Raw genomic sequence first — 26,636 nt, 5'->3', positions numbered from 1 at the left:
GGTGTTGACGCTTCCCAGCTGATATACTCACGCCCCCGCGAAAGCTTTGCTCAGTCTGTCGGCGGTGTTGACCGAAATGCATCGGTTTGCGCTGTCCAGTCCCAACAAGATGAACCATCCCCTGCCTGGCGCCATTCTGGCCGCAGACCCCCTTGCCCTTCCGCTAGACGACCTCGATCCGCTGCAGGCGCATTTTCACGCCGGTATCGCGCCCGATGAAATCGAACAGGTTTTTCATTTAAAGCGCGCGCAGCCGCTGCTGCAGGCCTTTACCGCCCTGTTCCATGGTGGCGCCGACGGCGTACTGGTGCGCCTGCTGGTGCTGCGCGAACTGGCCGCCGACACGACGGCCACCAGTTTTACCCGCGCCGACATCAACCAGAAGCTGGCCTACCTGATCCCGGAAAGCCTGGAGACGGTGCTCAACCGCCTGCGCACCCACGGCTTGCTGGCCTGGGACAATCCGGCGGCCGTGTACCGCATCACGCCGATGGCGAGGAATGTCCTGTCGGCGCTCGATACCCTGCTGGCGCTGGGCAAGGAAGACGACGAAGCCGAGATGGGCTTTTTGCTGTCGCAAGTGGCCGGCGCCCAGGCCGTGGGCGGCGTTACGGTCGAACAACTGAAACACCTGTTGGGACGCCTTAACGAGTTGACCGAAGAATTCCGCGATGCGATCGCGTCCGGCTCCGAATTCAAGCTGCGCACCTCGCAGGCGAAGTGGCACATGGCGTGCGACTGGGTCGAAAAGGGTTCTGTGATCCTGCGCGCGATTACCGGCGACGAGCGCGCCGACGGCGCCACCCACAAGGCCGCGCAGGCGATCGGCCGCGCCCAGAGCGCGCTGCTGAATATGCAGGGCATGTTCTCGCGCGCTTTGAACCAAATTGAACGCCAGCGGGTCCATCTTGGACAGTCCGGCTTGTCGACCACCGACGTCAAGCGCTGGCTGCTGGCGCACGAGGACCTGGCCAGCCTGGCCGCCGGCGCGATCGACCGCCCGGTGGTGCCGCTGTTCGGTACCCCGGCCGAAATGATCGACGTGGCCGAAACCGAGCTGCTGACCGAGCGCAGCGCGCAGGTCGGCCCGCTTGGGCTGCCATCGGGCGAAGACGCGCCTTTGACCGTCAACGACGGCCCGGCCATCCAGGTCGAACTGGACGACTGGCTGGCGCGCCTGGCCGATTTCGCCAACCTGGGCAACTTCCCCAGCTTTTCCGACAGCGGCCCGAAATCGGTGCCGATCCAGGATTCGCTGCTGCCGGCCAGCTTTGCCGTGGCATCCTACCGCGCGTCGCTGCTGCCGCTGCTGGGCGACGCCGCCGAAGCGAGCCTGCAAGGTGCCACCGCCCGCCTGGCGCGCCTGCCGGTGAGCTTCACTCCAACTGACGAGATGGTGCAGCTGGACGACCCCGAGGTCGCCGCGATGTCGATCGCGACCCTTTCACTGGATTTCGACCTGGAATTGAACTTGGAAAATAAGCCTCATGATCAATGACGACTCCCAAATCCTGATTGCGCGCCTGCTGACGCACCAGACCCTGCGCCGCGACGACAAGATGGTCAAGCGCGTGCTGTCGGACGACACCTTCCGCGCCGAGGTCGACAAGCGGCTGCTGGAGTCGGGCCTGAAGCTGCTCGACAACGTCTACGCCGACCACGTCACGCTGGCGCTGCACCGCGCCGTGGAGCCGAAGATTTTCGGCGCCAAGGACATCTGGCAAAACAATAATTTCGGCCTTACGCGCGACGGCGTGGCGCTGCTGGTGGTGCTGTGGGCGCAGATCATCCTGCCCAAGCGCGAGCGCCAGGAAACCCACACCAGCATCGTCGACGACCAGAACGACATGTTCGACAAGGACAACCCGATCCCGCGCGCGGAAGACACCTCGGTCGGCATCTCGTACACGGCGCTGCTGTCCGACTTCGGCGACAAGCTCGGTAAAAAGACGCGCATGGACATGAACCTGGGCGTGCTCTCGAAGCTGAACTTCATCGAGCGGCGTGGCGACGTGATCTTCGAGGGCCCTTTGCTGGACCTGATGATGGACACCGACGTGCTCAAGGAACGCATCATCAACGGCGCCCTGGCCGACGTGTTCAAGCGCGCGCCGCTGGCCATCGCGCGCCGGCGTGCGCCTGACGCCATGGCCGCTGCGTTGGAAGAACCGCTGAACGAATCCATCGACGATACCCCGACTGAAGGCAGCCATGTTCCACATTAAATCGCTCGAACTGGTGCACTGGGATTACTGGCAGCGCATCAAGAACATCCCGCTCGACGCCAAGATCATCACCATCGCCGGCCAGAACGGTTCCGGCAAAACCACCTTGCTCGATGCCTTGCGCACGCTGTTCGGCCTCGATTGTTCGATGGGCCGCACCTATAAACACTATGCGCGCCACTCGGGCCAGCAGACGGCGTGGATCCGCGCCGTGGTCGACAACAAGGTCTCGGGCCGCCAGCTGTCGAACCGGCCGTTTCGCAGCTCGGGCTTTTTCAGCGACGACGAAGTCACGCTGTTTTGCCAGATCCAGAAAAACGGCGGCGACTGGAAGCGCCAGTACCTGATGCGCCCGGGGAACGTCGACATCGAAGAAGTCACCGAAGCGACTGACTGGTTAGGGGTAGAAAATTATCGCAAGCGCCTGGCCAATGCGGGGCTGTCGCCCGCCATGGCCAAGGTGCTGGCGCTCGAGCAGGGCGAGACGGACAAGTTGTGCGAATACGCGCCGCGCCAGTTGCTCGACCTGGTATTCCAGGTGTTCGGCGACAAGGAAGTGCTGGACGCGTACGATGAAGCCAAGCGCCACCAGCGCGACACCGAAACGGAACTGAAACGCTTTGAAGCCGAGCTGGAATCGTCGCGCACGAATCTGGAAGGCTTGCGCCTGCGCGTGGCCAACTACCACCAGTGGGAAGACCTGCACAGCGAGCGGCGCAACCTGATCGAGGAAGTGCTGCCCAGCCTGGAATACCATGAAGCGCGCGAAAAGGCCGGCAATATCAGCCGCCAGTTGCGCGAGGCCAGAAAGCCGATGGAGCAGGCCGACTCGCAGCTGATCGAAAAGAGGAATGCGCTGGCGGCGCAGGCGCGCGCCCACACCGACGCGCAGCAGCAGGAAACCTTGCTGGAGCAGGAAGCCACGGTCCTGGCCAGCCGCCTGACGCAGGTGAACGGCAAGCTGAAACCGCTGGAAAGCCTGCTCGAGCAGCAGACCCGCCTGCAGCGGCTGGCGGCCGACGCCGGTGCCGACATGGCCGAAGTGGCCGTGCAACTGGCCGCGAAAGACGCCGAACTGACGCGCCAGAAGCAGGCGCGCGACCTGATTGCCACGCGCATTGCGGGCGAGCTGTCGACCATCTCGGCGCTGCAGGGCAAGAGCGCGATGCCGGAGCCGGAAGTACAGCGCGCCATGCGCCGCGCCCTGCGCGACGAGGGTATTGCGCACGCCATGCTGTCCGATATCGTCGAAGTGACCGACCCGAAATGGCAGGGCGCCGTCGAGGGTGTGCTGGGCGGCTACGCCTCGGTGGTGCTGCTGGAAAAAGCCAAGGATGCCCCGGCCGCGTACCGGCTGGCGGAGCAGGAGCGCTATCGCCACTTCATCGTGCCCGATTGCGTCAGCGCGCCCGTTGTAAAAGACGATTCACTGCTGTCGGTGGTGCGTTTCTCAAGCGATGCGCCGGGCTGGCTGATCGACCAGCTGGCGCGCATCGACCGGGTCGAATCGGTCGATGCCGGTTTTAAAACCCGCTCGGAAGAGTGGATTACGCCGGATGCCTACCACCGCGAACGCCGTGGCGGGCGCTCGCTGTTCGTCGAACCGTCGCGCTATCGTTTTGGTTCGGCCGGTAAAACCCAGCGTCTGGAGGCGATCCAGAAGCTGCTGCCGGGCCTGGAAGCGCAGGAAGACGCGCTCACCCTCACCATCAGCAAACTGGCGGCCGAAGTGGGCGCGCTCAAGACCCGCATCGCCGGTGTCGATGCGGCCAAGGAGCTCGATGCACGTTCGGGCGAATTCGAGGAAGCCACGCGCAGCCTGACGCCGTTGAAAGCGGAGCGCCTGCAAGTGGGCGCGCGCCTGGGCGAGCTGCAGATGCTGACCAAGAACGCGACGGTCGCGCGCACCCGCGCCGACACGGTCTGGCAAAACGCGAGAATGGCGCTGGCCGAAGCGGAAGCGGGCCTGCGACTGGGCCACCGCAGACAGATCGAGCAGCGCACCGAGCACGCGAAAGCGCTGCTGGAATTGCGCCGCACGTGGCGCCACCTGCCACAGGGCTGGCGCCGCGCCGAGCGCCGTAACGCACTGGTGGCCAAGCACGTCAACGCGCACCAGGTCGACCTGCGCGTGTCGACCTTGCAGCACGCGCTGGCGCGCGACGACTGGGAACTGGACGCTACCGTCATCGACCAGCACGGGCGCCTGTCCGAGCAGTTGCAGGGCCGGCAAGTGGAAACCGACGAGCGCCGCTACCAGAACAACCGCGCCATCGAAGCGACGGGGAATGCGCGCGGCGCCTACATCGAGCGTTTGCGCTACACCGTCAAGGCGTACAGCAAGAACATCAAAGAGCTGGGCGAACTGGCCGGCATCGATGTGCAGGCCGATCCGGTGCGGCTCGAGAACGACGACGTGCAACTGGCGCAAGCCGGCCTGCACGTGCGTTTTAAGTTCGACGGCAAGGATCAAATCGGCATGAACGACGGCGAAGCGTCAGGCGGGCAGCAGGTCATGAAGTCGCTGGTGCTGCTGATTGGCTTGTTGAAGTCGGAAGACGGTTCGGGCGGTTTCGTGTTCATCGATGAACCGTTTGCCCACCTGGATATCCGCAACATCCAGCTGGTCGGCGAATTCTTGAAGAACACCGATGCGCAGTATTTGATGACGACGCCGCTGACGCACAACACGGATGTCTACGATCCGTCCGAGCTGACGCTCATTACCAGCAAGAAGAAGAAGGAACAGCCGTGGGCGCAGCCGATTTTTGTGTTGCAGCGGCGCATGCCGGGCAAGGCGGCGTGATTTTCATAGATGACGCATTAAACCTGTAACGTCTCATCTATGAAACGCACTGCGCCGCTTTTTGTGTACCTGCAGCGCCCTGACAATGGCACGTGGGTGACGGCAGGCCACGTCCATATAGAGGCGGCTGGTGTAGCGACATTCGTGTACATGCGAAGCTATATCGAGGCTGGCTGCACCTGGAGCATCGATCCGGTGAACTTGCCGTTTCGAGCCGACCATGCACTGGTGGCGCCGCGCTACGGCGGATTGCATGATGTCTTGCGCGATGCCGGGCCTGATGCATGGGGCCAGATGCTGCTGCGTCTTGCAAATGACCTGGCTGACCCATCACCGCTTCGATATTTGCTGTTGTCCAGCAATGCGCACCGCTGGGGCGCGTTGGCTATTGGGACGAGCAAGCGCCCTTCGGTGCCTTCAATCGCAACGCCAAAAATAGTGCAGCTGAGTTCACTCATTGCCGAATTGGAGGCGATCAGTGCCCATCGTCCGGCTGTCGATTCTGGCCTGAGAGAGCGCCTGTTGCGAACCGTTGGGATTGGTGGCGCACGCCCGAAAGCGACTGTGCAGGACGAGGAGGGGCAGTATTGGTTGCTCAAGCCGCGCGTGGCGGCGGATAGCGCTGACATTCCACGACTGGAGCACATGGCACATCAGTGGGGTGCCGCATGTGGCCTCAACTTTTCCCATACTGTGCTGCACTCCATCAATCAAGGATCCAGCGCCGTGCGCATTTTCCGGTTCGACCGCGACCGTGATCGACGCTTCATGTGTGTCAGCGCAGCGAGCTTGCTGCAAACCGAATACCCCAATACGGCCGCGGAAACGGACCGCTGGAGCTACCCGCGTTTGGCGGAACAACTCAAGCTGATCGGCGCGCCCGATGAAGACCGGCGTGAACTGTTCGGGCGCATGGTCTTCAACGCCGTCTGCGGCAATGACGACGACCATGTACGCAATCACGCTGCGTATTTTCGCCCGGACCTGGGCGGCTGGCGCCTTGCGCCTGCGTATGACGTCGTGCCGAATCCGGCTGAAACGCCAACACGGCTGGCCATGCAACTGGCGACGATGCGCTTCGACATTTCACGTTCGACGATTTTGCTCGACGCACACCGCTTCGGCTTCGCCAGCCACAAGGAAGCCGATCTGTATTTGAACAATCTGCTCGGACGTATCGAGACAAGCTTCGAAGCATCGGCAACCGTCCTTGATGCTGCTTGGGCGCAGTGCATGCGCCAGCGCCTTGCGGGCAATCTGACCTTGCTGCGCCAGCCGTGATCAGCTGGCCAGGTTCTTCATCACGGCGGGATGCCGCCCCACGACTTTCTTAATGGTATTTTTATTGGATAACATCTTGTTGCGTTAAACTCCTGCGCACAAAACCGGGACGACAATGCATCCAATGTTCAGACTATTTCGTGCGGCCACAGTGACCGCCATGACAGCCATGTTTGCTGCGGGCGAGGTGGCCGCCGTCGGCCAGGATGAACGCAAGATGTTGTTCCCGGCGCTGCCTGCCATGCTGGCCGAGCGCACCGTCACCCTGCGCGTCGATGGCGCGCTCGATGAAGACGCCTGGCGCGCCGCGCCCGTGTTCGACGCCTTTCACCAGTTCATGCCGGCCGACGGCAAGCTGGCGCCGGCCGGGCTGCGCACCAGCGTGCAGTTGCTGATCGACGACAGCGCGCTGGTGTTCGGCATCCGTGCCTGGGACGACGCGCCCGAGCGCATGCGCGGCACGCTCACGCGGCGCGACAAGGTGGGCACGGACCAGGACTTCATCGGGGTGTGGCTCGACCCCACCGGCCATGGCCGCGCGGCGCAATTCGTGCGCGTCAATATCGCCGGCGTGTTCAGCGACGGCATGTACCGCGCAGACCTCGATGAAACCGACCTGGGGCCGGACTTCCCCATCGACGCCGCCGTCAAGCGCCTGACCGACGGCTACAGCATGGAGATCCGCTGGCCGCTGTCGAACCTGCGCTTCCCCTACGCTGACGGCAAGACCTGGCGCGTGATGATCGAACGCAGCGTGCCGCATGCCGACGGCCTGCTGCTCACCAGCACACCGCTCAAAAACGGATCGCTCAGCTACATCTCGGCAATGCAGGACGTGGGCGGCATGGGCGACACGGTGGCGGCGGTGCGCGACCGCAGCTTCATGGAGCTCAAGCCCGAACTGACCATGCGCTCGAACCGCGACCAAGACGAGACCGGCCGTCAGCGCGGCGACCGTGCCAGCGTGGGCCTCGACATCAATGCCCGACCGCGCGCCGACTGGGTGTTCAACGCCACGCTCAACCCCGATTTTTCTCAGGTGGAAATCGACGAACCGACCGCGTCGGGCGCCAGCCGGATCGCCCTGAGCCTGCCGGAAAAACGCGGCTTCTTCCTCGAGAGTTCGGACGTGCTGGGATTGCCGCTGTCCGCGTTCTACTCGCGCACCGTGGCCGACCCGGAATGGGGCTTGCGCGCCACCTGGCGCAACGCCGGCGCCGACGCTACCGCCATGAGCTTGCGCGACCAGGAGGGCGGCGTGGTGCTGCGCGGCGGTGCCTACGAGACGGCCGAATACGCGCAAACCCGGCGTACGCTGGCGAATATGGTGCGCGGGCGCTGGCATGGCCAGCAGACGGTGATGGGCGCCTTCGTCTCTCAGCGCGACTACGGCGACGCCGGCAGCAACGAGGTGGCCGGCGTGGACGGCCAGTGGCGCGGTGACGGCCAGCAGGCCTTATGGCTGCTGATGCATTCGCAAACCAGTGCCGGCTTCGACGAAGCGCCGGTGGCGCGCAGCGCGCGCGTGCGCACGCGCCATGGCGGCTACGCGTTCGGTAAATTCAGCAGCAGCAGCGACGACTGGTGGAACCAGTTTCAGCTTGAGGCGATCACGCCCGGCTTTGTGAACGACAACGGCTTCGTGCCGCAGCCCGGCGTACTCAAGACCAACATCAATATCAACCGCCGGCTGGGCCCGCGCACGCTGGCGCTGGCCGATGCGGAACTTGCGCTCTACGAGTTCGAGGCGCACCTGGGCATACACGAGATCCGCACCCTGTCCGACGCGCGCCAGGGCCAGCAGGCCAACCAGATCGTCGAGCGCAAGCTGCAGCCGGGGATCTGGTTCCGGGCCGGACGGCAAACCAACTTGTGGGCCAACCTCGGCTTCGACCAGCAGCGCGGCCGGCGCCTGGGTGCCCTACACGACGTGCCGGCCGTGCACGTCGGCTTCGAATCGTCGCCGCTGTCGTGGATGACGAAGCTCGGTGCCGAGATCACACTTGGCCGCCAGCTCGACGTCGACGCCGATCGCGTGGGCAGCGGCGGAAACGCCATCGTGGACCTGGGCTTGCGCCTGCCGCTGCCCGGTACGCGCGGCTGGTCGGTGGAGACGGATTTCAGGGTGAATCGCGCGTGGGTGCAGGGCACGCTCGGCCAGCCTGCATTCGTCGACAACGGCTGGCGCGCGCTGGGCATGCTGCACTTCACGGCTGCCGACTCGTTACGGCTGCTGGCGCAAACCACCTCGGCCGCACGGCGCGACGACGGCGTCTCGGCACTGGCGCCATGGACCGACCGGCAAATGCACCGCTCGCTGCTGTACCGCCACCTGTGGCGGCATGGCCGCTCGATGTCGGTGGGTTTGTCGCACGATCGCACGCGCGAACCCGACACCACCAACAAGTCGCTGACATTGAAGTTCCAATGGGAGGTGTAGCGCGTCGGGCAAAACCGGACGGGTACGCCGGCCCCACGCGCGTCCGTTGAATCAGGCCGCTTCGAGTACGCGCAGTTCAACCCGCATACCGGCGCTGGCGGTCATGTTGATGAGCGAGTCCACGGAAAAGACCGCGATCTTTCCGCGCAGCAGGTCGGAAATGCGTGGTTGCGTGACATGAAATTGTTTCGCGGCTTGCGCCTGCGTCCAACCGGCACGTTCGATGTGGGCCTTCAACGCCATCATGAGGCTGGAACGCACTTTCATGTTTTCCGCTGCTTCCGGGGTGTCCTCAAGCGCGTCCCAGATGCTGGTAAATTTTTCCTTACTCATCATCAAATCTCCTTCAGTAATTCTTTATACCGTGTCCTGGCCAGGTCGATATCAAGCTTGCTGGTTTGCTGTGTCTTTTTCTGGAAGCAATGCAGAACATAGATCGCATCGGCAAATTTGGCCACATACATGACGCGAAAAATACCGAACTCATCCCGAACCCGTATTTCCTTGACGCCAGCGCCTACCGACGCCATGGGTTTCCAGTCATCGGGATCCCGGCCATGCTGAACCTGATCCAGCTGAAAGCCGGCCTCGCTCCGGGCTGACGGAGGAAATGCGCGCAAATCGTCCAGCGAACTTGCCCGGAAAATCAGAGGTTTGATCGCGTCCATCGATCAAATATATAAGTTTTTGTATATCGGCGCAAGGCAATTCTACAACTGCCTGTTTATTGCCCAGTCAAACTCGCCTTCTGCCGCTTCAAGCGCCAGCGCAGGATACCGATCGAATACGTCGCAAAATACGCCCCGGTCAGCCCCACCACCAGCATGGTCAGCGGGCTGTCGGTAAAGCGCGGCGTGGGGGCGGTGCCGCCCTGGTTGGCGTACAGTTCGAAGCCGATGTACAGCACGCGCGCGGCGAACAGCATGGCGATGACGATGCCCAGGCGCGCGTTCGGGGTGAAAAAGTAGCCCTCGCCGGTCTCTTCGTAACGCGTCAGTTTCAGGCCCCACAGCCCGTAGCCGATGCCGCCCGCGATGCCGACTGCCAGCGCGCCCAGCGAGACCAGGTTGCCGAACAGTTCGGAGGCCGGCACGACGATCATGGCCAGGAACACGAAGATGCCGGTGTAGTGGCGCGTGAAAATCGAGCGCTGGCGCTGCATTTGCGTTTTCAGGCGCGCGTACACGCGCCAGACCAGCAGCGGGGTGAGGACCAGCAGGGCGATGGTGGTAACGGTGATGCCTGAATTCATGGTTCGATTTCTTGGTGATCAGCGCAGGCAGCAAAGGTGCTGCCCCCAGGGGAGCGGACATTGTAATGCCTCGGGTCGGCGGACAGCGGAACGTCGGCTTGCGACGGACCGTGTTACTGTTTTGACTTCACTTTCAGGAGTTCCCGCCATGAACCAGCAAGCAATCCACGCCCACCGCGCCCCCGAACCGGCGCCAATGGATGACCCGATGCCGATCCCGTCCGAGCATCCGCACCACGGCCCGTCACATATGCCGAGCGATGAAGAGCCGCTGCCGGACCCGAATCCGCAAGTCTTGCATTAGGAGCCTACCCCGGCAGGAATGAGTCGCTGCTGCCGCGCCTGACAAGCGATGGCTGCGTTACTCGTCGTAGCATGGATCAACCATGCGTCCTCCTCGCGCCTTGCCCTCGCTTGCCATGCATCGCCAGCCGCTTCCTCCTTCCTACCGGGATAGGCTCTAATCGAACGCCCACGAATAGAGCAGGTCGAGCGCGATATTGGTGCCGGTCTGCACCTGCACCGACAGGCGCGGATTGATTTTATAGCGCACCTTGACCAGGCTGCTGGCGGTGGCGGCGCCCTGTTCGAACGTCACATATAAACGGTTCGAAATACGCTTGCCGACCGTGACGACCGTCGTTTCCAACCCGGCCGCCTGCGATACACCGAGTTCGTCCAGGCCGAGCGAATTGGCGATCTTTGACTGGAAACCGCCGGTGCCACCCGCGCCGCCCAGCAGCGCGCCGGCGGCGGCGCTGAGCACGCCGGCTTCATTGCCCGCCGTGCCTTCCATGCCGTGGCCGAGCACCAGCCAGGACAGCTTTTCGCTGTCCGGCACGGTCGGCGTCGACACCAGTTTTGCCGATGGCGCCAGCGCCGTGCCGCGCACTTCCACGCCCGCTTCCACGTTGGTGTCGGTCAGCTGTTCGCCTTCCGGACGCTTGCGCACCGCGAGGATGTTCAGCGACGGATTGTCGTATGGGCCGCTGAAGGTCAGCACGCCGCGTTCGATGGTCAGCTTCTGGCCATACGCCGCGTAAGTACCGTTGTTGACGCGGATGCTGCCGTTCACGCGCGGCGGCCGCCCGCCCGACATGCGCAGCCGCGCCGAACCGGCCAGGTAGGCGTCGGCGCCCATGCCGCGCAGGTGGAAGTCGTCGCCCATGTCGATGGCGATGTCGACCGACAGCGGCTTCGACGCTTCCGCCTTTTGCGGCGCCACGTTACTGCGGCCCAGCACGACGACGTCGCTCGAGATGGTCGGGCGACCCAGTGGCGCCAGTTCGAGCAGCGCGCGGTCGGCCTTGAATTTGCCATCGAGCTCGAACACCCTGGCGTCGCGCACCAGCGTGCTCTCGCCGCTGACGATCAGCGTGCGGTCAGGCCGCGACAACACTTCCAGCTTGTTCGCCACCAGTTTTAAATTGGCCGTTGCTTCACCGCTGGCGAAGCGCACCGTCCCGGTGGCCAGCGCATTGCCGCTGGCGCCGTCAAACGCCAGGCGCTGCAGCAGCAGCTGGTCGCCGGTCAGTTGCGCGCGCAATTGGCCATTCCTCAGGCGCAGGCCCTGGTCGGCCCAGCGCACGGTCATGTTGTCGCCGTTGACGTTGCCGTTCAGGGTAGGCGTGCCGACCGTGCCGGCGCCGGTGAGGGCGAGTTTTAATGCGCCATCGAGCTCCAGGCCGGGCTGGCCGACCAGCGGCGCCATCCAGGCGATCGAGCCCATGTCGGCATCGGCCGTGAAGCGTAGCGGGCTGTCGTTACCGAGCAGCCCCTTGATCATCTGCGCGGTCGCGTCGACGCGCGCGCTGCCGAGGCGGCTGCCGGCCACATCAAGCTGCATGCGCAGCGAACCTGACGTGACATCGGCCCGCGCTTCCAGTTTCGACAGGCCGAGAACGACCGGTGTATCGGTGCCGACCACCAGGTCGCCCGCTTCGCGGAACACGCGCACATTGCCGTTCAGCGCAGGCACGCCACCGGCCACCATTTGCAGGTCGAGGCCCCACTGCGCGCCCAGCGTCAGGCTGCCGGCCAGATTTTCGCCGACCGCCGGCGCCAATTTTGCCAGGTAGGTCAAGGGTACGGCCGTGGCGGCGCCGCGGCTGGCCCAGTGGCCGCCGTTCTTGGTCAGCGAGGCGATATTCACGGTACCGTTGGCCAGCGCCAGCACGGCGTTGCCCAGGTCGATGCGTTGCGGCGACGCGAGGCCGGCCACGCCGGCGCCCGGCGCCGTGGTCAAGGTCAGTGGTACTGGCGCCTGCAGGGTGACGGCGTACTGCCCGCGGTTCTGTAGCGCGGCGATGGTACCGGTCCAGGCGTCGCCCTTCCAGCCGCCGCGCACTTCGGCGTTGGTGTCGAATTTGTCGGCGCGCGCGGTCAGCTTGAGCGTATGCGCGCCGCGCGTGCCGGCCGTGACCAGCCGTGCAGCGGCGATCTTGGTGTCGCCGGAAGCGAATTCGGTGAGTTGAATATCGCTGACGATCGGATCGGCCGCGCCACGACCGGTGCCCAGGCTGGCAGTGGCCTTCAAGGTTTTCAAGGACACCTTGCCGGCGGCCCGGATGTTCTGGCCTTCCAGCGCGGCAGTGAGCGATGGCGCCTGCGTGGTGCCCGAGACGGTGCCCGAACCGCGCAGCATGCCCGCGAAATCGGGACCGAAGGCGGCCAGTTGCGGCGCATCGATGCGCCAGTCGAGTTTGTCGCCGGCCTGGCCGAAGTTGCCCTTGGCGGCGATGAGGTTGGCGCCCACGTGCAGATCGACGTCGGCATTCGATACGTGCTGGCGGTCGGCGGACAATTTGGCGTAACCGGTGAGCGGCGAACTGCCCAGCGTGGATGGCTGCAGCGCGAGGTTCAGCGCGCCGGTCCAGTTGGCGCCAGCGCGTCCGCTGGCATCAAAACTGCCATTGATGCTGCCGGCCAGGGGCGAACCGAAGGTAGCCGGATTGAAGCGCTGCGCTGTGCCAGTGGCTTTCACTTCCGGCCCACTTGCTCCGATCCATCCTTCGCCGCTGGCGTGCAGCACGCTGTCCGTGGTCTTGCGCAGGCCCGGAACCCAGCCCAGGCCCTTGGCGTCGAGAACAAACGTAGTGCGCGGGGCTTGCATGGTGCCGGTGACGACGCCATTCGCATCGACCGCGCCATACAGGTCGCCGCGTGCCACGGACAGGTCGCTGGCGGCCACGCGCCAATCGAGTTTTTCGCCGGGGGCGCCAAACGCGCCGTTCAGGGTGACCCGGTTCTGGCCCAGCGCCAGCGCCGCATCGACGCCGCTGATGTGGGTCGCGTCGGCATTGAGTTTGCCTTTGCCGGACAGCGCCTGGTCGAACAGGCGGCTTGGGCGCAAGGCGAAATCGGCGGCCACGCGCCATGCCGGCGTCGTCGTCGAATTGGGCTTCATCTGCGCTAAAACACCGCTGCCGTGGATGTCGGCATTGATGTCCGCCTTCGGGAAATCGCCGAACGACGCCGGATTGAATTTGCTGGCATTGGCCTTGATGTCGAACGGTTTTTCCTGGTTCAGGTCCAGCGTGCCGGCCAGTGTGACGCTGCTGGTGCCGGCCGCGATGCGTGCGTCAACCAGCGTCAGGATATTGTTCTTCAGCGCTGCGCTGGCCGTCAGCTTCATGCCGGCGTCGACCAGCGACGTCTCGAGCGTCTGCGTGTCGCCACGATTGGAAACGCGGATGTCGCCGGCGATTCTCGTTGACTTCATCGAGCTGTAGAGCTGCTTCAGGTCGAGGCGGTCGGTATGCAGCGTGAAATCGGCGGCCGGCAGGCCGGCATCGCCTTCCTTGCGCTGGACGCCGCCGCTGCCGGTAAATTTGCCGGCGTCGCCAAAGTCGACCAGCACGTCGGCGATGTTCAGCGCATTCAGGTTGCCGCTCAGCGCGCCGCGCATGGTGCGCAGCGGCAGGCGTTGCTGGTCGAGCGCGCCGGCCGGGCCGTCGTTGACGATGTTGACGCTGCCCGTCACGTTGCGGTTGTCCTCCACTTTGGCGGCAATCGCCATGCTCAGGTCAGCCGTCGGCAGCGCTGGATTGAAAAAGCCGGGATCGACGTTCTTCGCGTTCAGGCGCAGTTCGCGCAGTGCGATCGGGGCATACGGGGCGATGGCAAAGTGGCCGTCGCCAACGGCGCGCCCGGCCTGTGCGGTCGCATCGAGCAGCGCCAGGTTCAGGTCACCGCCGACCTTGAGTTTGATTTGTGCAGCGGACGCGCCGGCAGTCGCTTGCGATTGGGTCAGGCTGCCCGCGCCGTCAAGTTTAAAAGGCTGGTTCACGCCGATGCTGGCGTTGGCCGCCACCAGGCCGAATGGCGTGGCAGCCGAGGCGTCGCGCAAGGTCCAGTTCTGTTTGCCGCCCTGCAGCTTGAACTTGATGTTGTCCACTTCCGTGGCGGCGCCCTTGCTGACAAACACCGCCTTGGTAATGCGCGCGTCGCCCACGTCGATGTTGAAGGGCGCGGCCAGGGAGGTCGGCATTGGTGACGGTGGCGACTCTTTGAGCGTTTCCGAGCGCAGGCTGGCGACGTACAGCTGGTCGATGGCGATGCCGCCGGTGAGTACCTGACGCGGCGACCAGTCGATGTCGATATTGTCCAGCGTGAGCACCTGCTCGGGCGTGCGGAATACGGCGCGCGCGATATGCATCTTGCCGTACAGGGAGCCGGTAACGCCGCTCAAGGTCAGCTTGCCGCCGCTGGCATTGGCGACTTTTTGCGCCACCAGCTGCAGCGTTGATTCGCGGCCGCCGTAATACAGCGCGCCGCCGGCCAGGACGGCGGTCAGCGCCAGGCCAATGGCGACGTTGCGTGGCCAGCGTTTTTTCTTTGGGACCGGCGTGGTAGGGGTAGTGGTGTCGTGCATCAGAAGGTAAATCCCAGGGAGAAGTGCAGGCGGACTTTTTTGACGGCCTGGCCATATGCCACGTCGACATTGATCGGTCCTACCGGGCTGCGCCAGCGCGCGCCCAGGCCATAGCCGTATTTCGGTTTCAGGTCCTTGACGGTGTCGGCGGCATTGCCCGCGTCGACAAACACGGCCACGCCGTACGGCGGCTTGAACCACCAGTCGTATTCGGCGCTGGCGGTGGCCAGATAGCGCGCACCGACCGTGGCGTCGCCCAGCTTGACGCCCAGTTCCTGGTAGGCGTAACCGCGCACCGACTGGTCGCCGCCGGCGCGGAACAGCACCGTGCTCGGGACGCCGATTTTTTCTTTCGAGCCGACCGCGCCGGCTTCGCCGCGCAGGATCAGGGTGCCTTCCTTGCCGAGCGGGCGGTAGTTGATGAAGCGGGCATAGGCACGGACGAATTTTTCGTCCGTCAGCACCGGCAGCACGGCGCCGCCGAACTGGCCGGAGACGACGTACCCGCGCGTCGGCGCGATCAGGCTGTCGAGCGAGCGCTTGGTGATGGCAAACGTCACCGGCACGCTTTTCGCGCGCGACGAGATGATGTTGCCGACACTGAGTTGTTCGGTCAGCGCTTCGATCGTCACGCTCTTTTCCAGCAGCGGCGTGCCCCAGGCGCGCTTGGCCGAGACGCTGGTCACCGCCGTGATTTCGTTTTCGATGTCGGTGTGCGTGTAGCCGCCCCCGACGCTGTCGTTGTAGCCGGCGGGCGAGGTCGGCCAGTAAAAGTCGGCGCGCGCGATCTGCTGCTTCTGCTCGTACGTGAGATTCGACTTCATGCGCAGGCCGAACACGTTCAGGTTGTCGTAGGCCAGCTGCGTGCGCGCACCCGTGTTGGTCGATATACCGACGCCGGCGGTGACGTTCTGCTGCTTGTTTTCAGTGACGCGCACCACCACCGGCAGCGTGGTCGGGCCATTCACGGCGGTGGGCGCGGCGACGTCGGGATCCTTCGCTTCGTCCGCTTCATCGAGGTTTTCGATTTGTGCACCGATCACGCCGCGCATGTCGACACCCACTTCGACGCTGGCGAAGTAGCCGGTGTCCTGCAGTTTCTGCTGCAAGGCCTGCATGGCCGCTTCGCTGTACTCGTCGCCCGGCGCGATTTTATTCAGGTTGGTGACGACGGTTTGCGGATAGCGCCGCATGCCGCGGATGCGGGTGGCGCCGAAGCGCATTTCGGGGCCGCTGTCGACCACCACTTTCAGGGCTGCCTTGTGCTGGTCCGGGTCGACCGTGGCGCTGGAGTCGGCCAGTTGCGCGCGCGGGAAACGCGTCTGCGCAATCTGGCGCACCAGCGACTTTTTGGCCGACTCCCAGTCGGCCATGCGAAAGCGCGCGCCTTCTGGCAGCGCCCAGCGCGTGCGCAGGTCGTTCGCATCGAGCGGCACGCTATTGGCGTCGAACGGCACGTAACCTTGCAGCAGCAGGTCGAGGTTGCCCACCACGGTGGCCTCACCTGGTTCGACAGTCACGCGCACGATCGGGTTGCCGCTGTTCTTTTCGTCCAGGCCGGCCGTGACTTTGGCGCTGTAATAGCCTTCCGTTTCGAGCAGGGTTTTGGCCTGGTCCGGCGTGACCTTTACCAGGCGCTGCAACTGGTCCATGGTCATCTTGGCGTTGCCCTGGAAGCGCACCAGGTCGAGGTTATCTTCGAGCAGTTTTTCCAGCTGGCGCGACGCATCGATGCGCACCGTATAGCTGATCGCCGGGGCGGGCGCTTCCTGTGCCATGGCGGCGGAAACGAGGGCGGGGGCGATGCACACGGTCAGCACGATTTGTGCCAGAATTCGGGGCTGCCGGTATGCCGCTGCGGCGTGGTGTGGTCTTGCGAAAAACATGGCGCTCCAGGATATCAATACTCCCGCCATCTTAACGGATTGCCAAAATCAGCGGCGAACGATTAACTCCAGGACAACATCACATGCTACCTAGCGATACTGCGCTCGTCCTCTTCAGCGGCGGCCAAGATTCCACCACCTGCCTGGCCTGGGCGCTTGCCCGTTACGAACGCGTGGAAACCATCGGTTTCGATTATGGCCAGCGCCATGCTATCGAGCTGACGGTGCGCCCGACCTTGCTCGAAAAAATCCGCGCGCAGTATCCGCAGTGGGCGCACAAGCTGGGCGAAGATCACATGATCGACCTGTCCCTGATCGGCAAGATCTCCGACACGGCGCTGACTTCGAACGTGGAAATTGCCATGCAGGCCAACGGCTTGCCGAACACCTTCGTGCCGGGCCGCAACCTGCTGTTCATGACGGTGGCGGCGACGGTGGCGTACCGGCGCGGCTTGACGGTGCTGGTGGGCGGCATGTGCGAGACCGATTTTTCCGGCTACCCCGACTGCCGCGACGACACCATGAAGGCCTTGCAGGTGGCGCTGAACCTGGGCATGGCCACGCGCCTGAAAGTGGAAACGCCGCTGATGTGGCTGGACAAGAAGCAGACCTGGGAGCTGGCGCACAGCCTGGGTGGCGCCGGCCTGGTCGATTTGATTCGCACCGACACCCACACCTGCTATCTGGGTGAGCGCGGCGCCTTGCACGCCTGGGGCTACGGTTGCGGCAGCTGTCCGGCGTGCGCCTTGCGGGCCCGGGGCTATGAACAGTTCGTGGCTTTAGGCTGACTTTTCGAGCACCACCCGTGGGCGGCGGGCGCGGCTGACCAGGTACCAGATCAGCGCCAGCGGCAGCAACAGGGGCAGCAGCAGCGGCGAGACGGCCAGTGCCACGCAGCAGGCGGCCAGCATCAGCCCGCCCAGCAGCAGGATGCCGACGCCGGCAAACACCACCACCAGCACCAAGCCAACCAACACCATGATGCACGCCGCCAGGAGGGTGCCGCCACCGGCGAACAGCAGGCCGAGCAGGGCGCCGGCGGGGCCGTCGATCTCGTCGCCATCGATGTCGAACACCACTCCGTGCATGTCGGCAAACACGTTCCACAGGACGGCGGCGAACAGAAACAGCAGGATGAAGGGGGCGATTTTTTTCATGGCGTGGCCTCTTGGGTTCTTGGTACGACGTGGTTGGTATGGTTGTACTGTAGCGAGCGCCACGCGGGCGCAGCGGGCGTTTGCGACAGGCTGCATATTTGCGCCGATGGACGGTCCGGTTCGGGCGATCAGCTGTGTGCAGCGCGGCGCCGCCTTGCAATCGCCGAGTTGCGGCCTATACTGACAGCCTGCTCTGTTGCAGGAGGAAGTCAATCATGCATGCAATCTTGCGTCACATTGCCCACGTTTGGGCGGCGGTACCCGGTGGTCCGAAAGGCCCGCCCTCGGCGCCGCCGGCGATCCCGCCGATCATCATCAATCCGGTCAACCCGTTCAGCAAGCACGTGCCGGAACCGTCCATCGACCCGGTGCGCGTGCCGGTCGGCCCGCCGGTCACGCCGCCCGGCCGTCCCGGTTTATATCTGGTGCAGGCCTGACCGGACGCGGCGTTTTCCTCTATCATTTGGGCCCGTGGCAAATGCCAGCTCAAATGATGTCCACCATGACCGACGCTACCCAAGAATACGACGAACCCGAAGACGACGGCCCGGTGCAGCAACCGCGCCTGTGGCAAGGCAATGGCTGGACCGCGCGCGTCATCAAGAATGACGACGACGAGGGTTGGGCGGTGGCGATGATCAAGGATGGCGAGCCGGAGCCGGCGCTGGTCGGCCCCTGGACCATGGGCCGCGACAAAAAAAATCCGAAGCCGCTCGACGTCAACGCCTTTCACACGCTGGTGAAAACCGCCTCCGAAGTGATTCGCCGCCACGAACAGGCGCTGCACGCCCAGCTGCACAAGTATTTGTATGTGCGTACCGACGAGGGCGAGCTGAAAGTGACGATGGATATCATCCCGGACGAAGAGCATCCGTACGCCATTTTGAAAGCCTTCGATGAAATGGGCGAGCAGGTGGCGACCGCGCGCGTCGACGCCAACTTCAAGCTTACGTCCACCAGCGCCGATAAATGGGTCGCAGCCGATTTCAAGGCGCCGCGCTCGTCGCAATAAGGTCTTAAGTGCCTATCCCAGTAGTGCGGAGTCGCTGCTGCCGCGCCTGGCAAGCGTGGACTGCGTTGCTCGTCGTAGCATGGCTAGCCATGCGTCCTCCTCTCGCCTTGCCCACACTCGCCATGCATCGGCATCCGCTTCCTCCTACCTACTGGGATAGGCACTAAATACCACAGGACGCCGCGAAGGCACTGGTCCTGTACCGGGCAGGCTGTTATATTTCTTTAGTGCATCACACTAGGGAAACGAATGAAAAACCGTCTCGAGCGACTGGAAGCCGTGCAGGCCATGCTACTGGAAATTGGCCAGCTGTCGATGAGCTGCACCGACATCAGTCAATTTGTCAGCGCCGTGCACCGCGCGCTCGGCCGCATCATGTATGCGGCCAATTTTTATGTGGCCCTGTCCGAGCGCGACGACGACGCAGTGCGCTTCGTGTATTTCGTCGATGAAGTCGATGTCGGCCTGGTGCCCGGACCCGATACCTGCGTCAAGCTGGGCACGCCTGAACAATCGCCCACGGTGTGGGTCATCCAGCACCGCGAAAAACTGACGCTCACAGCGGAAGATTTCCGCCAGCGCGCCATCCTCAACGGCAACCAGATCGTCGGCAGCGTCGCCCAGCAATGGATGGGCTGCCCGCTGCTCGACCAGCATCACCAGGCGCTGGGCGCGATTGTCATCCAGAGCTACGCCCTGGCGCACCGCTACAGCGCTGAAGACGAAGCGCTGTTCGGCGTAATTGCCAACCACGTCTCGGTGGCGTTGCAGGGTTTGCAAAGCGTCGACCGCCTCGAGCGCGCCGTGCATGAACGCACCGAGATGCTCGAACGCCAGAATGCCGCGCTGCGCGACGCCCAGTCGGAACTGGTGCGCCAGGAAAAGCTGGCGTCGCTGGGCCGCCTGGTGGCCGGCGTGGCGCACGAAATCAATACGCCGCTGGGCATTTGCGTGACGGCGACCTCGCACCTGGTGCAGGAGCTGAAACTGACGCGCGAGGAACTGGCCGCCGGCGAGATGACGGCCGAGAGCCTCGAATCGTTCTTCGACATCATCGACCAGTCGCTGCGCATCATGACCACCAACACCCAGCGCGCGGCGGCCCTGGTGCGCAGTTTCAAACAGGTGGCGGTGGACCAGTCGTCCGACGCGATCCGCAGCTTTAATCTGCTCACTTATCTCAATGAAGTGTTGCTGTCGCTGCAGCCGAAACTCAAGGGCCGGCCGGTAAAAGTAACGGTCGATTGCCCGGCCGACGTGGTGCTCGACAGTTTCCCGGGGGCGGTGTCGCAGATCGTCACGAATATGGTGGTCAATTCACTGGTGCACGGCTTCGAGCACGAGCAGGCCGGCAATATCCGGCTGCACGCGGCGTGTGCCAACGGGATGGTGGAATTTGCCTACAGCGACGACGGCGCGGGGATGGATGCCGATACGCTGGGTAAACTGTTCGATCCGTTCTTTACCACGCGGCGCGGGACCGGCGGCAGCGGGCTGGGCGCGCACATCCTGTACAACCTGGCCACCGGTCCCCTCGGCGGCACCATTCGCGTGGAGAGTGCGCCGGGGCAAGGGCTGAAGTACTGGTTGCGGTTTCCGCAGAGCCGACGGGTGGAAAAAGCAGCGCTTTAGCTGTGGCCAATCAATCCGGCAAGGTGCGGTTGATCTCTTCCGCCTTGTCGATATTCCGGATCAGAATGTCGACATACACCGGGTCGAGGTGTTTCCCCGACACGTCGCGCAGATACGCCGTCACCTGGTCGATCGGCCAGGCTTCCTTGTAGCAGCGCGCATGGCTGAGCGCATCGAACACATCCGCCACCGCGACGATGCGCGCATACGGGTGGATGTCGGTACCGTGCAGCCCCTGCGGATAGCCGCTGCCGTCATACTTTTCGTGGTGCTGGTGGGCGATCACCGCCGCCGCTTTCAGGATCGGACGGGACGAGCCGTCCAGGATCTGCAGGCCGATGGTGGGGTGCTGCTGCATGATGGCCCACTCTTCTGCATCGAGCTTGCCCGGTTTCAGCAGCACGCTGTCGGGCGTGGCGATCTTGCCGATGTCGTGCATTGGCGACGCGTGCACCAGCACCGCCGTTTCGTCATCCGACATGCCCGACTCCTGTGCCAGCATATGCACTACCTGCGCCATCCGGCGTACGTGGTTACCTGCTTCGTGCGAGCGCGATTCGACCACGTCGCCCAGGCGCATGATCAGTTCGGCCTGGGTATCGGTGATTTCCTGGTTCAGCAAGATATTGTCGAAGGCGATCGCGACGCCGGAACAAAACACTTCCAGCAACTGCGCATCGATGTCGGAAATCGATTCCACACCTTTTAGTACCAGCAACGATGCCTTGCCGCTATTGTTTGGGAAGTAGCCGATATAGGTGCCCGATTGCAGCCGCGAGATGCGGTTGCGGTGCGCATCGTCGAGTTGCGCCAGCAGTTCGTCGGTCAGGACTTCCTCGCCCATGTCACCGATCTGGGCCAGCACTTCGTATTCCGACTCGCCCGTGATCAGGCTGGCGCCGGCCACGCGCAGCAGCATGCTTTGTTCGAGCCGCAGCAGGGCGACCACTTGCTGCAGCAAGCCGCTGGCAAAGTCTTTCAGATTGCGTTGCTGGAAGATGTGGGCCGACGCGGCAATCACGCGCTCCAGGCCTTCGCGGTACACGTGCTGCGTGCGGCGCGCTTCTTCTACCTTCATGATGTCACGGTAGGCGCGCAGTGCGGCGAAGGTGGTAGTGAACAGCTTGGTGCGGTCGAGTTCGGTCTTTTCCTTGTAGTCGTTGATGTCGTAGTCGACGATCACGCGCTCTTCCGGTGCCTGGCCCGGCTGGCCGGTGCGCAGCACGATGCGGGTGAACTGGTTGTTCAGGTCCTGGCGCATCCAGCGCGCCACTTCCAGTCCACTGTCGTCGCGCTCCATTACCACGTCGAGAAATACCAGCGCGATATCTTTTTCGCGCGCCAGCACTTCCTTCGCCTCCGCGCCGGAATAGGCGTGCACGAAAGACAGGGCGCGGCCATCGAGACGGAATCGGTTCAGTGTCAGCTTGGTGACATCGTGGATATCCGGCTCATCATCGACGAGCAAAACTTTCCACGGTGCTAGTTTGGGCGCGGCAGGGGACAAGAAGGACATGTGGACGTTCCGATACCGGTTATCGAGTGGATGGTTGCGCCACGGAAAACAGTTGCGCTATATCAAATGATTGTAATATCAGAGTTCATCCTTAACAACCGGCAATACAATTGCTTGTGCCGAAATGTGACACCTCTGGTCATAAACGGTTCAGTTGTTTCGTTGCTCACAGTTTTCACAGAAGAAAGGACGGCGCTAATTCCTCCATTTCGTTTCAGAAAGCGCAACGCGACATGCCGTAAATACGGTCTATTGCGCACGATGCCGGTGTGCGGACGTCATTGTGAAAGCGGCGTAAGATCACTTGTTGTTCCCATATCGTTCGTGAGGCAAGCAATGAAACAGTTTCTGAAGATGTTCGTCGTCGGCAGTTTGCTGCTGGCCAGTGCTGCCGCCAGCGCAGCGGTGACCGTCAATTTCGTCAAGCCGGAAAATTATCCCGACATGCCGTTTTCGCCCGTCGACCGCGACCGGGTGCTGAAAGACATCGGCGATTATTTCAACAAGCTGGGCAAGAATTTGCCGGCCGGGACCGACCTGCGCATCGATGTGCTCGACCTCGACCTGGCTGGCCGCATCGAGCCAGCCCGGCGCGGTTCAAATGACATCCGCATCATGCGCGGTGGCGCCGACTGGCCGCGCATGAAGCTGCACTTTGCCGTCGAGTCCGGCGGCAAGGTCGTCAACAGCGGCGAGGTCCAGTTGCAGGACATGAATTACCAGTTCGATTCGAATCGCCTGTCGGCCAGCGACCCGCTGCGCTACGAAAAGAAGATGATCGACGACTGGTTTTACAAGGCCGTGGCGCCGCGCAAACCGGGTTGAGCGTGCCTGCCCGGTTCACTTACTTACTTGCCGTGCGGGTGCCTCGCAGCACTAATCTATCCAGTTGACCCGGCTGAACTTGGCCCGGAAATCGTCCGGCATGGCGACAACCTGGCTGGTCAGATAGTTGAAAAACACGAAGCCGGATTTGGCCATGGCGATGAGCTTGCGGTCGCGCGGGCGCGTAACGCGGAAGATGATGTCGCCGCCATATTTGTTGAAATCCATGACGCCGACCTCGAACACCAACTGGTCGCGCGCGTGCGCTTCGGCGCGGTAGGTGGTGGCCAGGTCGGTGACGATGATGCCGCTGCCGTCGCGTTCCGTTTCGGGCACCCCGTATTCAAACAGAAACCGTGCGCGCGCCTCGGAGATCATCGAGATCATCGAGTCGTTGCCAAGGTGGTTCGCACCATTGATGTCTGTTACCCGCACCGTCAACGGCGTGGTGAAACAGTACTGGTCTTCGGGGAAGTCGAGTTGTAAGCGGGCCATCAGTCAATTCTACCCGGTTTGGATTCCTTTCTGAACGGAAAAGAAATGCACCGCTCATTTGCGGCTCAGACGGTAGATCTTGCCGCTGCCGGCAAGCAGATACAGTTCGCCGTTGCCGTCGCGCCCGAACGACAGCACATTGCCAAGGCCAGTGATATTCCAGTCGCGCTGCTCGCTGACCGTGCCATTGGCGCCCGGCACCACGCTCTTGACGAAACCAGCGCAATAGTCCGAATAAAAATAGCGTCCGGCCAGTTCGGGCAGCGCCGCGCCGCGGTAGACGAAGCCGCCGGTGATCGAGCACCCATTCACATTGTTGGCGCCATGCTGGTAGTCGAATGCCGGGGCGCTCAAGCCGGTCAGGTCGCACGCGGTGGCGTTGTAGCACGCCGTGCCCTCGGTGATATTCCAGCCGTAGTTCAGGCCGCTGGCGCTGGCCGCGACGATATCGACTTCTTCGCGCTGGTCCTGGCCCACGTCGGCAATGATGGTCTGGGCGCCATCGAAGGTGAAGCGCCAGGGGTTGCGCAGGCCCGACGCCCAGATTTCGCCGCGCCGGCCGGCCTGTCCCACGTACGGATTCGACGGCGGAATCGTATAGCGCTGGGTGGGCGAGGCATTGCTGACGTCCAGCCTCAGCAGTTTGCCGAGCAGCACATTCAGGTTTTGCGCATTGCTTGTCGGGTCGCCGCCACCGCCGCCGTCTCCGGTGCCAAGGTAGAGAAAGCCATCCGGCCCGAAGGCGACCGTCCCGCCAAAATGGTTGGTGAAGTTCGGGTGGGGGATCGAAATGATGACCAGGCCCGAGGTCGGGTCGGCCAGGTTGACGTTGGCGGACGCCGTAAAACGTTCGATGGTGATGTTCTGGCTGGTATCGATGTAATACAGGTAGACGTAGCCATTGATTGAGAAGCGCGGATCGAACGCGATCGACAGCAGGCCGCCTTCGCCGCTGGTGAACACGCGCGCGCTGATGTCGAGGTATGGTTGCGCCAGCAGCACCCCGTTCTGCATGATGCGGATGCGCCCGGCGCGCTCGACGATGAACTGGCGCGCATCGCCTGGCGGCGCGGTGAGGAAGACCGGGTTGACGGCCGTGGCCACTTCCACCGCAGCCAGTGCCACGGCCGTGCTGCCGTATACCACAGTGGCATTGGCGGTGGCGGCGGCCGTGACGGTGACCGTTTGTGAAGCAGGTGCCGGCGTCCAGGTCGCGGCGCCCACGGTGACGTTGCCGGCACTGATGGTATATCCACCGGGCGTCAGCGTGCTCAGGGTGGTGGTCTGGGTCAGATCCTGCAGATAGTTATTCGGGCCGGTGATGCGCACTGCACCGTTGCTGCCGGCCGGCAGGCTGGTAATCGTCACGGCCAGACTGCCCGTGGTGGGTGACGGCAGGCCGGGCGTGCCGCCATCGCCCCCGCCTCCGCCGCACGCGCACAGGAGGCAATACAGCAATCCCAGAAAGTACAAGCGTGCGTGCGCGATCATGACATCTCCGGCAGAGAACAGTGGTTTGACAGCCCTTGCTGAGGATTGTGCCGCCAACCGTTCAGGTGGAGCGCACGCTTGCTTGAGGAAAGATTATGGTGAAGAGGGCGCGCGCCGGCGCGTTTTGCTGACTACGCCAGCCGGATCGACCAGCACGACGAACTCGGCAAACCGGCCGCCGTCGGCAGGCGACTGGTACAGCCAGACTTCGTAGCCGGAATCGAAATGGACGAATTTGGTGGGGCCGAGCGCGCCCAGCATCTGGGCGCGCGTGGTCTGGCCCGGGACGATTGCCGCATCCAGGCGGGCCGCGGGAATCGACGTGCCCAGCGGCGCCGGTGCGCTGGCGCAGCCGGCCAGCAAGCTGGCGCACAGGGCAAGAATGATCAGCTTCATGGCGCCGCTTCCTGCATGTAGTCGAACTCGACGAGCGTGTCGTCCGGCCAGCTGGCGTCCCAGATCGGCGCATAGTAGGAGCGGTCCAGCAGCACCTGGCAGTCGCAGTAGGGCAGCTCGGCGGCCGTCTTGCCGCCGCCCGCATACAGCATCTTGAATGGCAGCGCTTCCATGCGCGCGCCGGCGCGCAGCGTGATGCCGAGAATTGGCCGCTCGGCAAAGAACACGTAGTTGCCGTCCGGCTGGCCGCAGACGGCGTCGGTACTGGTCAGCGCATCGGACAGCCACGCGAACATCGGCGAGGTATTTGATATCAGGCCGGCGTCCATGCCGACCTTGCATTCGAGGCGCAGGTCGCCCAGGCGACGTGTGCCTTCGGGCAGGCCGGGCGAGACGATCGAGGCGCGCCAGGTCATGCTGGCCGTGCGGCGGTTGGCGAGGACCGCGGCGTCTTCGCGCAGCAATTGTTCATTGCGCACCAGCGCGAAACTGTTGTCGGGCGCCACCGGCAGCGGCTGCGACGCGGTGTCGCCGGCGATGCGCAAGGTGATGTCGCGCATGTCGGCATTGGGCAGGCGCGGCAACAGGCGAAAGCGCAGTTCGGCCTGGGGCGCGAGAGCATGTTCGCGCGCGAACCGCTCCATGCCCTTGACCATTTTGCGGTACGACTTGTCGACCGGGTCGCGCGTGCTTTTTACGATGACGGTTTGCGCCAACGCGCAGGGCGCGACCACGGCCAGTAACACCAGCAGGCGACGCATTACCAGCTGCGCAGGCGGCCGGTGTCCATGTGCACGAACTGCGAGTCGGGGTAGTAGCCGACCCCGCCGCCGCGCAGCGACATGGCGGCCTTGCGCAATTGCGCCAGGTTGCGGCCCGGCATGCGGATATCGATGGCCTTGCCGTCCATGTGCATGCTGTGTTTGGCGACGCCGCTGGTGTTGGCATTGAGCATGGCATTCGATTCGGGCGAGCGGTAGCCGGAAATGATGTGCAAAGTCTTGTTCGATTCCATTCGGCCGTTGACCTGATCGAGCAGCAGCAGCAACTGGGGATCGATGGCGGCGACCGCGTTGTTGCGGTGGTCGCGCAGCACTTTGTTAATGTCCTGCAAAGCATCGGGGTCGAACTTGCCTTCGGCCCAGAACACGCGGTTCACGCTTTCACCGGTGTGTGTGTTGTACAGGCTCAGCTTGCGTTCAGCGGACGTGACCATGGACGCTTTGCCAACCATGGGCAGGCTGGAGGCGGAGGCGAGGACGAGGGAAGCTTTGAGAAACGAGCGGCGTTGATTCATTGAAGACATCCTTACGCGGTTTGCAGACGACCATCCTACTCCAGTACGGGAT

General features: G+C 63.6%; 23 protein-coding genes. 11 read left to right on the top strand and 12 right to left on the bottom strand.

What is annotated here, in order from left to right:
* Positions 1–109: 109 nt before the first annotated feature.
* The 5 genes from V6M87_RS24735 to V6M87_RS24715 all read left to right on the top strand — a co-directional run bounded on the left by V6M87_RS24735 (position 110) and on the right by V6M87_RS24715 (position 8,752).
* Positions 110–1,498 carry a hypothetical protein gene (locus V6M87_RS24735; protein WP_332879337.1) on the top strand — a complete coding sequence of 463 codons (1,389 nt, stop codon included), beginning with the start codon at positions 110–112 and terminating at the stop codon, positions 1,496–1,498.
* A complete protein-coding gene (locus V6M87_RS24730; RefSeq protein ID WP_332879347.1) occupies positions 1,491–2,225 on the top strand; it encodes a hypothetical protein in 735 nt (244 codons plus the stop codon). The genes V6M87_RS24735 and V6M87_RS24730 overlap by 8 nt, the downstream gene beginning before the upstream one ends.
* Positions 2,212–5,031, top strand: a complete 2,820-nt coding sequence (locus V6M87_RS24725; RefSeq protein WP_332879336.1) for an AAA family ATPase — start codon at positions 2,212–2,214, stop codon at positions 5,029–5,031. The genes V6M87_RS24730 and V6M87_RS24725 overlap by 14 nt, the downstream gene beginning before the upstream one ends.
* A 39-nt stretch (positions 5,032–5,070) precedes the next feature.
* Complete coding sequence (locus V6M87_RS24720) at positions 5,071–6,312, top strand: type II toxin-antitoxin system HipA family toxin (RefSeq protein ID WP_332879335.1); 1,242 nt, start codon at positions 5,071–5,073, stop codon at positions 6,310–6,312.
* A 160-nt stretch (positions 6,313–6,472) separates the two neighbouring features.
* Complete coding sequence (locus tag V6M87_RS24715; protein ID WP_332879334.1) at positions 6,473–8,752, top strand: hypothetical protein; 2,280 nt, start codon at positions 6,473–6,475, stop codon at positions 8,750–8,752.
* A gap of 51 nt (positions 8,753–8,803) precedes the next feature.
* Here V6M87_RS24715 and V6M87_RS24710 read toward each other — a convergent pair whose 3' ends face one another.
* The 3 genes from V6M87_RS24710 to V6M87_RS24700 are packed head-to-tail and all read right to left on the bottom strand — an operon-like array spanning position 8,804 to position 10,004.
* Entirely contained in the window at positions 8,804–9,085 is a 282-nt protein-coding gene (locus tag V6M87_RS24710; protein WP_332879346.1) for a helix-turn-helix domain-containing protein, read from the bottom strand.
* Positions 9,086–9,087: 2 nt separating this feature from the next.
* Positions 9,088–9,420 (bottom strand): type II toxin-antitoxin system RelE/ParE family toxin, encoded by a 333-nt coding sequence (locus tag V6M87_RS24705; protein ID WP_332879333.1) that lies wholly within the window; start codon positions 9,418–9,420, stop codon positions 9,088–9,090.
* 56 nt (positions 9,421–9,476) lie between these two features.
* A complete protein-coding gene (locus V6M87_RS24700; protein ID WP_332879332.1) occupies positions 9,477–10,004 on the bottom strand; it encodes a hypothetical protein in 528 nt (175 codons plus the stop codon).
* Between the two features lie 148 nt (positions 10,005–10,152).
* On the opposite strand from V6M87_RS24700, the gene V6M87_RS24695 reads away from it, so the two are divergent.
* Positions 10,153–10,308 carry a hypothetical protein gene (locus tag V6M87_RS24695; RefSeq protein ID WP_332879331.1) on the top strand — a complete coding sequence of 52 codons (156 nt, stop codon included), beginning with the start codon at positions 10,153–10,155 and terminating at the stop codon, positions 10,306–10,308.
* Positions 10,309–10,464: 156 nt separating this feature from the next.
* Here V6M87_RS24695 and V6M87_RS24690 read toward each other — a convergent pair whose 3' ends face one another.
* Both V6M87_RS24690 and V6M87_RS24685 read right to left on the bottom strand, forming a co-directional pair.
* Positions 10,465–14,877 (bottom strand): translocation/assembly module TamB domain-containing protein, encoded by a 4,413-nt coding sequence (locus tag V6M87_RS24690; RefSeq protein ID WP_332879330.1) that lies wholly within the window; start codon positions 14,875–14,877, stop codon positions 10,465–10,467.
* On the bottom strand, positions 14,877–16,697 hold the full coding sequence (locus V6M87_RS24685) for an autotransporter assembly complex protein TamA (RefSeq protein ID WP_332879329.1): 1,821 nt from the start codon (positions 16,695–16,697) through the stop codon (positions 14,877–14,879). The genes V6M87_RS24690 and V6M87_RS24685 overlap by 1 nt, the downstream gene beginning before the upstream one ends.
* A gap of 149 nt (positions 16,698–16,846) precedes the next feature.
* Here V6M87_RS24685 and queC point away from each other — a divergent pair, with 149 nt between their 5' ends.
* Entirely contained in the window at positions 16,847–17,551 is a 705-nt protein-coding gene (gene queC / locus V6M87_RS24680) for a 7-cyano-7-deazaguanine synthase QueC (protein ID WP_332879328.1), read from the top strand.
* On the opposite strand, the gene V6M87_RS24675 is transcribed toward queC, so the two are convergent.
* On the bottom strand, positions 17,543–17,920 hold the full coding sequence (locus V6M87_RS24675; protein WP_332879327.1) for a hypothetical protein: 378 nt from the start codon (positions 17,918–17,920) through the stop codon (positions 17,543–17,545). The two genes, queC and V6M87_RS24675, sit on opposite strands and share 9 nt — an antisense overlap.
* Positions 17,921–18,135: 215 nt before the next feature.
* Between V6M87_RS24675 and V6M87_RS24670 the strand changes: the two genes are divergently transcribed.
* The 3 genes from V6M87_RS24670 (at position 18,136) to V6M87_RS24660 (ending at position 20,564) form a co-directional block, all read left to right on the top strand.
* Positions 18,136–18,357, top strand: coding sequence for a hypothetical protein (locus V6M87_RS24670; protein WP_332879326.1), 222 nt, complete (start codon positions 18,136–18,138; stop codon positions 18,355–18,357).
* 65 nt (positions 18,358–18,422) lie between these two features.
* Positions 18,423–18,932, top strand: a complete 510-nt coding sequence (locus V6M87_RS24665) for a hypothetical protein (RefSeq protein ID WP_332879325.1) — start codon at positions 18,423–18,425, stop codon at positions 18,930–18,932.
* A 249-nt stretch (positions 18,933–19,181) separates the two neighbouring features.
* Positions 19,182–20,564, top strand: a complete 1,383-nt coding sequence (locus V6M87_RS24660; protein ID WP_332879324.1) for a GAF domain-containing sensor histidine kinase — start codon at positions 19,182–19,184, stop codon at positions 20,562–20,564.
* Positions 20,565–20,574: 10 nt separating this feature from the next.
* Here V6M87_RS24660 and V6M87_RS24655 read toward each other — a convergent pair whose 3' ends face one another.
* Positions 20,575–22,080 (bottom strand): HD domain-containing phosphohydrolase, encoded by a 1,506-nt coding sequence (locus V6M87_RS24655; protein ID WP_332879323.1) that lies wholly within the window; start codon positions 22,078–22,080, stop codon positions 20,575–20,577.
* A gap of 336 nt (positions 22,081–22,416) precedes the next feature.
* On the opposite strand from V6M87_RS24655, the gene V6M87_RS24650 reads away from it, so the two are divergent.
* Positions 22,417–22,905 carry a DUF3016 domain-containing protein gene (locus V6M87_RS24650; RefSeq protein ID WP_332879322.1) on the top strand — a complete coding sequence of 163 codons (489 nt, stop codon included), beginning with the start codon at positions 22,417–22,419 and terminating at the stop codon, positions 22,903–22,905.
* Between the two features lie 51 nt (positions 22,906–22,956).
* Here the strand turns inward: V6M87_RS24650 and V6M87_RS24645 are convergent, their stop codons facing one another.
* From V6M87_RS24645 to V6M87_RS24625, 5 genes are all read right to left on the bottom strand, one after another.
* Positions 22,957–23,400 (bottom strand): thioesterase family protein, encoded by a 444-nt coding sequence (locus V6M87_RS24645; RefSeq protein WP_332879321.1) that lies wholly within the window; start codon positions 23,398–23,400, stop codon positions 22,957–22,959.
* A 54-nt stretch (positions 23,401–23,454) separates the two neighbouring features.
* Entirely contained in the window at positions 23,455–24,891 is a 1,437-nt protein-coding gene (locus tag V6M87_RS24640; RefSeq protein WP_332879320.1) for a PQQ-dependent sugar dehydrogenase, read from the bottom strand.
* Positions 24,892–24,984: 93 nt separating this feature from the next.
* Positions 24,985–25,287: a hypothetical protein gene (locus tag V6M87_RS24635; RefSeq protein WP_332879319.1), complete on the bottom strand. Its 303-nt coding sequence runs from the start codon at positions 25,285–25,287 to the stop codon at positions 24,985–24,987.
* On the bottom strand, positions 25,284–26,048 hold the full coding sequence (locus V6M87_RS24630) for a hypothetical protein (protein ID WP_332879318.1): 765 nt from the start codon (positions 26,046–26,048) through the stop codon (positions 25,284–25,286). The genes V6M87_RS24635 and V6M87_RS24630 overlap by 4 nt, the downstream gene beginning before the upstream one ends.
* A complete protein-coding gene (locus V6M87_RS24625) occupies positions 26,048–26,584 on the bottom strand; it encodes a DUF882 domain-containing protein (protein ID WP_332879317.1) in 537 nt (178 codons plus the stop codon). Before V6M87_RS24625 ends, V6M87_RS24630 begins: the two co-directional genes overlap by 1 nt.
* Positions 26,585–26,636 lie beyond the last annotated feature (52 nt).

The sequence above is a fragment of the Massilia sp. S19_KUP03_FR1 genome (genome assembly GCF_036688685.1).
Lineage (GTDB): Bacteria > Pseudomonadota > Gammaproteobacteria > Burkholderiales > Burkholderiaceae_D > JALYUM01.
Note: the sequence above shows the minus strand (reverse complement) of the source record. Positions and strands in the feature narration are given on the sequence as shown.